The sequence below is a fragment of the Thermomonas sp. genome, from assembly GCF_047606765.1.
Classification (GTDB): domain Bacteria; phylum Pseudomonadota; class Gammaproteobacteria; order Xanthomonadales; family Xanthomonadaceae; genus Thermomonas.
The window spans coordinates 1-9,079 of record NZ_JASGED010000041.1; the positions used below are offsets into that span (position 1 = coordinate 1).

General features: G+C 64.3%; 11 protein-coding genes. 4 read left to right on the forward strand and 7 right to left on the reverse strand.

The features are described from left to right. Positions 1 to 337: 337 nt before the first annotated feature. From QM612_RS04100 to purM, 3 genes are read right to left on the reverse strand one after another with little or no spacing between them, the layout of a single operon-like run. Positions 338 to 1,012 (reverse strand): DUF3108 domain-containing protein, encoded by a 675-nt coding sequence (locus tag QM612_RS04100; protein ID WP_415252623.1) that lies wholly within the window; start codon positions 1,010 to 1,012, stop codon positions 338 to 340. Next, positions 1,009 to 1,650, reverse strand: a complete 642-nt coding sequence (gene purN, locus QM612_RS04105; protein WP_415252624.1) for a phosphoribosylglycinamide formyltransferase — start codon at positions 1,648 to 1,650, stop codon at positions 1,009 to 1,011. Before purN ends, QM612_RS04100 begins: the two co-directional genes overlap by 4 nt. Then, positions 1,650 to 2,666 carry a phosphoribosylformylglycinamidine cyclo-ligase gene (purM, locus tag QM612_RS04110; RefSeq protein WP_415252633.1) on the reverse strand — a complete coding sequence of 339 codons (1,017 nt, stop codon included), beginning with the start codon at positions 2,664 to 2,666 and terminating at the stop codon, positions 1,650 to 1,652. The genes purN and purM overlap by 1 nt, the downstream gene beginning before the upstream one ends. Positions 2,667 to 2,821: 155 nt before the next feature. Here purM and QM612_RS04115 point away from each other — a divergent pair, with 155 nt between their 5' ends. From QM612_RS04115 to QM612_RS04130, 4 genes are all read left to right on the forward strand, one after another. Further along, the gene (locus QM612_RS04115) at positions 2,822 to 3,940 is read left to right on the forward strand and encodes a DUF2066 domain-containing protein (RefSeq protein ID WP_415252625.1); all 1,119 of its coding nucleotides are present in this window, start codon (positions 2,822 to 2,824) and stop codon (positions 3,938 to 3,940) included. Between the two features lie 2 nt (positions 3,941 to 3,942). Continuing rightward, positions 3,943 to 5,115 (forward strand): AI-2E family transporter, encoded by a 1,173-nt coding sequence (locus tag QM612_RS04120; protein WP_415252626.1) that lies wholly within the window; start codon positions 3,943 to 3,945, stop codon positions 5,113 to 5,115. Positions 5,116 to 5,117: 2 nt separating this feature from the next. Continuing rightward, the gene (gene hda / locus QM612_RS04125; RefSeq protein WP_415252627.1) at positions 5,118 to 5,825 is read left to right on the forward strand and encodes a DnaA regulatory inactivator Hda; all 708 of its coding nucleotides are present in this window, start codon (positions 5,118 to 5,120) and stop codon (positions 5,823 to 5,825) included. A gap of 62 nt (positions 5,826 to 5,887) precedes the next feature. After that, on the forward strand, positions 5,888 to 6,142 hold the full coding sequence (locus QM612_RS04130; protein WP_415252628.1) for a hypothetical protein: 255 nt from the start codon (positions 5,888 to 5,890) through the stop codon (positions 6,140 to 6,142). A gap of 37 nt (positions 6,143 to 6,179) precedes the next feature. Here the strand turns inward: QM612_RS04130 and QM612_RS04135 are convergent, their stop codons facing one another. The 4 genes from QM612_RS04135 to QM612_RS04150 all read right to left on the reverse strand — a co-directional run bounded on the left by QM612_RS04135 (position 6,180) and on the right by QM612_RS04150 (position 8,938). Then, positions 6,180 to 6,962, reverse strand: coding sequence for a nucleotidyltransferase family protein (locus QM612_RS04135; protein ID WP_415252629.1), 783 nt, complete (start codon positions 6,960 to 6,962; stop codon positions 6,180 to 6,182). Then, on the reverse strand, positions 6,959 to 7,966 hold the full coding sequence (locus QM612_RS04140; protein WP_415252630.1) for an aminoglycoside phosphotransferase family protein: 1,008 nt from the start codon (positions 7,964 to 7,966) through the stop codon (positions 6,959 to 6,961). Before QM612_RS04140 ends, QM612_RS04135 begins: the two co-directional genes overlap by 4 nt. Before the next feature lie 314 nt (positions 7,967 to 8,280). After that, positions 8,281 to 8,541: a YdeI/OmpD-associated family protein gene (locus QM612_RS04145; RefSeq protein WP_415252631.1), complete on the reverse strand. Its 261-nt coding sequence runs from the start codon at positions 8,539 to 8,541 to the stop codon at positions 8,281 to 8,283. A gap of 34 nt (positions 8,542 to 8,575) precedes the next feature. Continuing rightward, positions 8,576 to 8,938 carry a hypothetical protein gene (locus QM612_RS04150; protein WP_415252632.1) on the reverse strand — a complete coding sequence of 121 codons (363 nt, stop codon included), beginning with the start codon at positions 8,936 to 8,938 and terminating at the stop codon, positions 8,576 to 8,578. Positions 8,939 to 9,079 lie beyond the last annotated feature (141 nt).

Below are 9,079 nucleotides of genomic sequence, written 5' to 3' on the forward strand. Positions count from 1 at the left end.
AGGGAAGCTCTGAACAACTCCCGAAACGTCATCCCGGCGAAAGCCGGGATCCAGCTTTTTCAATGACTTACCAAAGAGCTAGATTCCGGCTTTCGCCGGAATGACGGCTTGTTCAGACCTTCCTTAGGCTCCGCACCCGGCTCCGATGCGCGGACGCGCACCCGCTTCGCGGACCAGCCCGCCACAAATATGTGGCGGGCGTTCGCACGCTTGCGTCGCATGCGACACGAGCAAAGCGTGCTCACCCACGGCGCGCTCGAACACGATCCTGCAAGCCACGTTCGTTGCAACAAAAAGCCCCGCATCGCGGGGCTTTTCAATTGCAGGAAAGAATGGATCAACGCACCGACTTCAACGTCAGTTCCAGATCATCCTTGCCGCCCTTGCGCTGCAGGATGCGCGCCGGCACCGGCAGGCCATCCACGATCCACGCGATCACCTGCTTGTCGTCGGTGCTGCGGCTGACCTTGGTGGCCTGACGCGGCTTGCCGGCGATGATGACGGTTTCGGTGCCGAGGTTCTGGTAGGTCTGGATGCTGACGGTGCCGTTGTCCACCATGCGGTACTTCAGCGGCTTGCCTGCAGCCACGTCGCGGACGAGGGCAAGGTTGAGCAACATCGCGTCGAGGTCGCCTTCCTGCAGCTTGACCGGGCCGGCGCGGTCGGGCTTCACGTCGCCGCTCCAGCGCGCCTCGCCCTTGTTCCAGTCGTAGATCGCGTTCTTCTGCGAACGCTTCATCGGCACCTGCGTGCTGTCGCTGCCGGACAGCGGACGCCATGCGTCGCCGCGCTCCTCGAACGTCGTGGACTGGCGTGCGCTGGCAATCGGGCTGTTCACGCTCAGCACGTAGTTCCAGCGGCCATCACCAGCAGGTGACAGGCTCATCTGCGCGTTGGCCTGGATCATGCCCTTCACGTTGGCCTGATAGTCGGCGGTGAACGGCTTGACCGCCCATGCGGGCAGTGCGGCAAGCAGCAGGGCGAGCAGGGTGGTGGCGCGGATGTGATTCATGGCGTGGACTGTAGCGGCAGCGGTGTAAATAGCGGCTGACCATCCAGCGTTGCCTGACCGTTCCGTTCAGCAAGCCGCCCCGCGCAGGCCCAGCGCAAGACCTGCAGCAGCAATGGGTGTTCGATGCCGAGCACGCGCGCGGCCAGCGTTTCCGGCGTGTCGCCGGGCAATACCGGCACCGAGGCCTGCGCGATCACCGCGCCGGCATCCAGTTCCGGCACCACGAAATGCACGCTGGCACCGTGTTCGGCATCGCCCGCTTCCAGCGCGCGGCGGTGGGTATGCAGGCCCTTGTACTTCGGCAGCAGCGACGGATGGATGTTGAGCAGGCGGCCACGGAAACGCTGCACGAAGGCGCTGCCAAGGATGCGCATGTAGCCGGCGCAGACGATCCAGTCCGGCCGCGACGCCGCCACCGCATCGGCCAGTTCGGCATCGAATGCGGCACGATCGGCGAAGGTCTTGGCATCGCGCGCCCAGCGCAGCGTTTCCGGTACGCGCTGCAAGGCGTATGCATCGGGCTTGTCGGAAAACACGCCGACGATTTCGGCATCCAGCATTCCGTCCGTGATGGCGTCGAGGATCGCCTGCAGATTGCTGCCGCGACCGGAAGCGAGGACGGCGAGGCGAGCTGCCATCAGCCGATCTTCAGGCGCTGGCCTTCCCCGCCTTCCGTCACCCGACCAATCTGCCAGTGCGCAAGCCCGAGGCGATCGAGGTCGGCTTCGATGGCGGAAATGCTTTCCGGCGCGGCCATCAGCACGAAGCCGACGCCGCAGTTGAAGGTGCGCCACATTTCTTCGCGTGCCACGCCGCCTTCGCGCTGCAGCCAGTCGAACACGGCAGGCAGCGGCCACGAAGCGGTATCGATCTCCAGCCCCAGAGGCACCGGCACCACGCGGATGATCTTCTCGACCAGCGCGCCGCCGGTGACGTGGGCCATCGCGTGGATGTCGTGCTTCGCGAGCAGTTCCAGCACCGGCTTGACGTAGATGCGGGTCGGTTCCATCAGCGCATCGGCCAGCTTCACGCCGCCAAGGTCGAGGTCAAGTGGGTTCCCCGCGCGTTCAAGGATTTTCCGGATCAGCGAATAGCCGTTGGAATGCGGGCCGCTGGACGCGATGCCGATCAGCACATCGCCTGCGCGCAGCTTGCTGGAATCGACCAGCTTCGATTTTTCCACCGCGCCCACGGTGAAACCGGCAAGGTCGTATTCGCCCGGCGGATACATGTCCGGCATTTCCGCCGTCTCGCCGCCGATCAGCGCGCAGCCGGCGATTTCGCAACCCTTCGCAATGCCGGCAACCACCTGCACCGTGGTGTCAACGTCCAGCTTGCCGGTGGCGAAGTAGTCGAGGAAGAACAGCGGTTCCGCGCCCTGCACCAGTACGTCGTTCACGCACATCGCCACCAGGTCCTGGCCGATGCCGTCATGGCGGCCCAGTTGCTTGGCAAGGATCAGCTTGGTGCCCACGCCGTCGGTGCCGGACACCAGCACCGGCTCGCGGTAGCGATTGCTCAGGTCGAACAGGCCACCGAACAGGCCCACGCCGCCCAGCACTTCCGGGCGCATGGTGCGCTTGACCAGCGGCTTGATGCGCTCGACGACCTCGTTGCCCGCATCGATATCAACGCCGGCATCACGGTAGGTCAGGCCGGTGGGAGGGGGCGTATTGGCGGTCACGGCGGGCTCGGGCGGGCTCGGGAAAGCGCGATTTTAACAGCCGCGTGCCAGGGTCATGGACGCGCCCGCCGCACTGCGGCACCATTTCGGCAGCAATGACTCGGATTCCCAGTCAAGGACGTGTGATGCAAGCAAAGCCGCAGGGCGTGATGGGCGTGTGGATGGCACTGCTGGCAGGCGGGTTGCTGCTGGTTTCCGGCATTGCGCAGGCGCAGCGTGTGGAAGGCGACCGTGCCGCCGCCAGCGGGCCGTATCAGGCCGAAGTGGCGGTGCGCAACCAGACCGATGGCGAGCGCGAAAGGGCCTTTGCACGCGCGCTGATGCAGGCGCTGGCCAATGTCACCGGCGATCGCGACGCCGCCCAGCGCCCGGGCGTGCGCGAGGAAGCGCAGAAGGCCAAGGCCTATGTCGATGGTTATGACTATCGCCAGGATGAAGGCGTGTCGGCCAGTGGCGCGCCCAGTTTCCAGACCACACTGGTGGTGCGCTTTGATCGTGACGCAGTGGATGGATTGGTGAACATGCTGGGCCTGTCCAGCTGGCCGCAGCCTCGCCCCAAGCCGGTGCTGTGGCTGGCGATCGATGACGGCAGCGGGCCGCGTCTGGTCGGGCTGGGGCAGGTGAACGCGGCGCGTCCGGTGCTGGATGCCGCCAAGGCGCGCGGTTACGCGCTGGGCCTGCCCGCAGGCAGCGCGGCAGAACAGGCGGCGGTGGGCGCGATCTGGCGCGGCGACACCGGCGCCATCGCCAGCCTGTCCAAGCGCTACAGCCCGCCGATGCAACTGGTCGGCAAGTTGCAGCGCGCTGCGGGCGGCTGGGTGGCGGACTGGGTCTTCGTGGACAAGGGCAAGGTGCTGCACAAGTGGCAGACCAAGCATGCGGACGCGCGACGGGCGATGGCAGGCGGTGCGGATGGCACCGCGGACGCGTTGTTCAGGCGCTATGCCAAGGCCGGCAGCGGTGGCCCGCCCGGACGTTATCGCGTGCGCATCCTCGGCATCGACGATGCGGATGATTACCTGCGCCTTGCCGGTTATCTGGACGGCATCGCCATCGTCAAGCGCATTGAACCGGTGACGGCCACAGCGGATGCGCTGGAACTTGATCTGGATCTGAGCACCGGCATCGCCAATTTCAGCCGCTATGTCACGCGCGGCGATGTGCTGTCCAGTGTTTCCATGGAAGCCGGGGAAGACGCAGGCGAGCAGCCGCAGCGGATCGCCACCTTCCGCATGGGCCACTGACGATGCCGCACAACGACGATCTTGCCACCGTCGCCGCGTTCTACCGGCGCGTGCAATGGGCCGCGCTGGGGCTGGGCGTGCTGTGGGTGGTGTGGCTGCTGTCGCCGATCCTGAGCCCGTTCGTGTTCGCTGCGCTGCTGGGCTGGCTGGGCGACCCGATGGTGGACAGGCTGGAAGCGCGCGGCCTGAAGCGCAACACGGCGGTGATCCTGGTGTTCAGCGCGATGACGCTGCTGCTGGTGCTGGCGTTGATCTTGCTGGTGCCGATGCTGGAACAGCAGGTGATGACCCTGGTCGAATCCTTGCCGAATTATCGCGACTGGTTCGTCGGCACCGCGTTGCCGTGGATCGAACAGCGCACTGGCCTGCGGATCCTGTCGTGGCTGGACCCGGAGCGTCTGTTCGCGCTGATCCGCGAGCACTGGCAGAGCGCTGGCGGTATCGCCACCACCGTGCTGGGCTACGTCTCGCGTTCCGGCTTCGCGCTGCTGGGCATGCTGGCCAACATCGTGCTGCTGCCGGTGCTTGCGTTCTTCTTCCTGCGCGACTGGGACATGCTGGTGGCGCGCGTGGGTTCGCTGATCCCGCGCGATCATTACGACACCGTGGCGCGGCTGGCGAAGGAGTCCGACGCGGTACTGGGCGGCTTTTTGCGCGGACAAATGCTGGTGATGCTGATTCTCGGCGTCCTCTACGCCGTCGGCCTTTGGGCCGTGGGATTGAATCTCGGCATTCTGATCGGCTTGATTGCGGGCCTGTTGACCTTCGTGCCCTATCTGGGCCCGGCATCGATCATCGTGTTCGGCGGCATCGCAGCGCTGGTGCAGTTCGGCGACTGGCCGCATCTTGCCGGCGTGGCGGTGGTGTTCACCATCGGGCAGATCATCGAAAGCTATTGGCTCACGCCCAAGCTGGTCGGTGACCGCATCGGCCTGCATCCGATGGCGGTGATCTTCTCGGTGATGGCCGGCGGCACGCTGTTTGGTTTTCTCGGCATGTTGCTGGCTTTGCCAGTGGCGGCGGTGGTCAACGTGCTGCTGCGCTATGCCGGGGAGCGCTACCAGCAAAGCCGGCTGTACGTGGGCGAAACCCCGGCGGTCGTCATTGCCACCAACATGTCCGGGATTTCCGAGGTCGCCGCCAGTCACGACGGCGAGCCGCCTGCAGCCGTCTGACAATGCAGGACGATGCACGCATCGGCCCGCAATTGCCGTTGGCATTGCGCGCGCCGCCAGATCAATCCTTCGAGCGCTATCTGCATGCGCCGGCTGGGCTGATCGACCAGTTGCGTGTGCTGGCGATGGGTGACGCGCGCGAAACCGCGTTCCTGCAAGGCGCGGCCGCAACCGGCAAGACTCATCTGCTGATGGCCTGCTGTGCAGTGGCGGAAGCAGCGCAGAGAAGGCCCGCCTATCTTGCGCTGGGCACGTTGCGCGGGCGTTTGCGTGCGGCGTCGGAAGGCATCGAGAACGCCGATCTGGTGGCAGTGGATGATGTCGATGCGATTGCCGGCAGTCGCGACGACGAGATCGCCCTGTTCGACCTGCACAACCGCCTGCGCGATGCCGGCCGCGCGCTGGTCTATGCCGCTTCGGCATCACCCGATGCATTGCCCTTGGCCTTGCCCGACCTGCGCTCACGGCTGGCGCAGTGCCCGCGCTGGATGTTGCCGATGCTGGACGATGCGGGCCGCGCCGATGTGCTGCGCGCGCGCGCCGCTGCACGCGGGCTGGATTTCGATGACGCCGCGCTGGACTGGATGCTGCGCCGCTGCAGCCGCGACCTTGGCAGCCTGACCGCGATCTTCGAGCAACTGGATCGCGCCTCGATGGCCGCAAAGCGCAGGTTGACCGTGCCGTTTTTGCGTCAGGTGCTGGGCGGGTAACTGCGTTTTGTTGAAGATGACCGGCTGTGCCGGTTGCAAACAATGATCGAGGAAAACATCGCGTGAAGTTCATTTCGCTCAGGGTTCGCAATGCAATGACCGTCCACGGCTACGCTGCGGACAATGCCGAGATCGTCGAGGAACACCATGAGCAGGCGTTCATGGAAAAACTCATCGCGATCGACAGGATCCAGTCGGCGACGGAAAAGTACCTGCTGGTCACTTCGTCACATGGGCGGGTCATGTACTGGGAGTACGACATGAGCCTGCCCCAGCTCACCGCGCTGCTTGCATCCGCAGGACTTGTGGTGGCTTGACGCGAATCTCGAATGCCGTCGCGGCAAAGTGCCGCTGCTACAAGCGCAATTCAGCGTCCAGTTTCGCAAGCCGTTCCGGTGTTCCCACATCCGTCCACTTGCCGCGATGGTGCTCGCCGGTGATGCCGCCATTGGTCATGTGCGCGCGCAGGATCGGGGCCAGCGGGAACTTCGGTTTGCCACCCGCGATGGCAGGCTCGTGGATTGTCTCGCGCCAGCCGTCCAGCAACTGCGGGCGATAGATGCCGATGCCGGAATAGGTGAGTTTTTTCCCTTCTCCCTCCGGGAGAAGGTGCCCCGCAGGGGCGGATGAGGGTTCGGCATAGGCATTGTTGGCCTGATGCTCCGTACCCTCACCCCAACCCCTCTCCCGGGGGGAGAGGGGCACAAGGACAAAATCGCCATGCGTGGCCTGCGGCGGTCGATCCACCATCACCAGATGCGCAAGTCCGCGCGGTTCGCGTGGCAGGCGGGCGAAGTCGTAGTCCGTCCACACATCGCCATTGACCAGAAGGAAAGCGGCGTCGCCCAGCAGCGGCAGCGCATTGAGCATGCCGCCGCCGGTTTCAAGCGGCACGTCGCCTTCGTGCGAATAGGCGATGCGCAGGCCCCAGCGCGCGCCATCGCCCAGCGTGTCCGGGAATTGCTGCGCCAGCCAGGAAATATTGATGACGACATCGATGATGCCAATCGCCGCCAGTTTTTCCAGATGCCATTCGATCAGCCGCTTGCCGCCCACTTCGAGCAGTGGCTTGGGCGTGGTGTCGGTGAGCGGACGCATGCGCTCGCCAAGCCCGGCGGCGAAGATCAGTGCCTTCATGAAATGACCTTTGCGAATGCAGGCTTGACCGTGCGTTCCAGCAGTTCGTGCAGCGGGTCGAGTTCGCGGTACTTCGGCACCACTGCATCGAGGTAGGCGATGAAGCGCGGCGCATCGGCAAGGTAGCGCGGCTTGCCGTCGCGATGGTGCAGGCGGGCGAAGATGCCAAGGATCTTCAGATGCCGCTGCACGCCGCACCAGTCGGCATCGCGCAGGAAATCGCCGATGGCGGGCACGGGTAATCCGACTTGCATGGCGCGTGCATGGTAGCTGCGCAGCCAGTCTTCGACGCGCGCCTCCGGCCAGCTCAGGAAGGCATCGCGCAGCAGGCTGACCGGATCGTAGGCGATCGGCCCCAGCACCATGTCCTGAAAGTCCAGCACCGCCGGGCCATCAGCAACTGGCATCAGATTGCGCGGCATGTAGTCGCGATGGGTCGGCACGCGCGCTTGCGCCAGTGCGTTGTCCATCAGCCGGCGCTGCGCCAGTTGCAGGCGTTCGGCATCCTCGCAATCCAGCGTGATGCCAAGGTGGCGATGCAGGAACCAGTCTTCGAACAGACCAGCATCACGTTGCAGCAGTGCTTCGCCGAACGCCGGGAAATCCTCCGGCAGCGTGAGTGATTGCAGCCGGATCAACTGCGCGATGGCGGCGTCCATGTGTACGTCGGCATTGGCAGCGTCAATCACCTGCGCCACGGTCGGGCCACCGAGGTCTTCCAGCAGCAGCAAGCCGGCTTCGACATCGCGCGCCAGCACGCGCGGCACGCGCACGCCGCCGGCTTCAAGCAGGTCGCGCACGCGCAGCCACGGGCGCACGTCTTCCTTGTCCGGCGGCGAATCCATCACGATCCGCGATGGCGCAGCGCCCGTGGTGCGCCAGTAGCTGCGGAAACCCGCGTCGGTGGATGCGCGTTCAAGGCCGGCAGCGGCATCGCCCAGTGCGGCGCGTGTCCAGTCCAGCCGTTGCGCGGCGCGCGGGTCGTGCGGTGCGGGTTCGCTCATGCGCAAAGGGTAAACCGCGCAAGCGGTTCCGGCGAGAACATGCAGGGCGGTTTTTCCTTCTCCCAATATGGGAGAGGGTACGCCGCGTTCTTCCGCGACCTCATGGCGCGGCGCGGTTTTTCCCTCTCCCTTTATGGGAGAGGGTGCCGAAGGCGGGTGAGGGTGCTTCTGGCGACGCCGTTTCCCTCATCCGCCCTGCGGGCACCTGATCCCTGCCCGTGGCCTGCCCCTCAAGGCCGAATACACGAATGCAATCGCACCGCTTTGCCTGACAGCGAAATCAAGGGTTGACGGGGGAGTCCATACATGAATTGTCAGGCCTGCAACCGCCCGCCGGCCCAAGCCATATTCATGTACTTCTTGCCGCCACAAAGCTCGTCAAGCATTTGATTGAGCCGCTTTTGCTGCGTGGCATCCAGTTTGGCCCGGCTAATCCATCCGAGGTAATCGTTTTGTTGGTACGGTGGACGTGCCCTATAAGCGTCCATGAGTCCTCGACTCTCAAGCGCTTCTTGCACGAATGCTGGCATCGGATTCTTGGCGCGCTTGAGGGTGGATTTCTTGGCAATAGCCATCGAGCTCTCCATTGCAGGCCTGATGCTTGAATTGTTAGACCACGAGCCGCGACACCTTGTAGCTTTCGCCATTCTGGGCAACAACACGGATCGGATGGTTGCTGGCCTTGGAAATGAGATCCGAGGCGGACAACGGCTCGTCAGTCAGTTCAATTGTCGCTTGCGGAAGTCCATCAGTCGAGATTGCAGCTCTCTTGTGTGGTTCCTCGATGATTCTCTTGTTGGCGATGTCCACGCGACCGGCCATGAGCAAGCGCATGTCTTGAATCAGGTAGGCGGCAAGCTCATGGTCGGAGATGTCACTTCCGGGGATGTCCAATCGGAAGCCTTGCGCGGACATGCTGCCGCCATTGGTAAAGTAAACAACGAAGTCGAACTCGACACGGTGCGCGATCATGTTTGTCTGATGGCCTAAGGAAGCTCTGAACAACTCTCGAAACGTCATCCCGGCGAAAGCCGGGATCCAGCTTTTTCAGTGACTTACCAAACAGCTGGATTGGACAAACATTCGTTTGTCAGAAGCAGCCGGCTTTCGCCG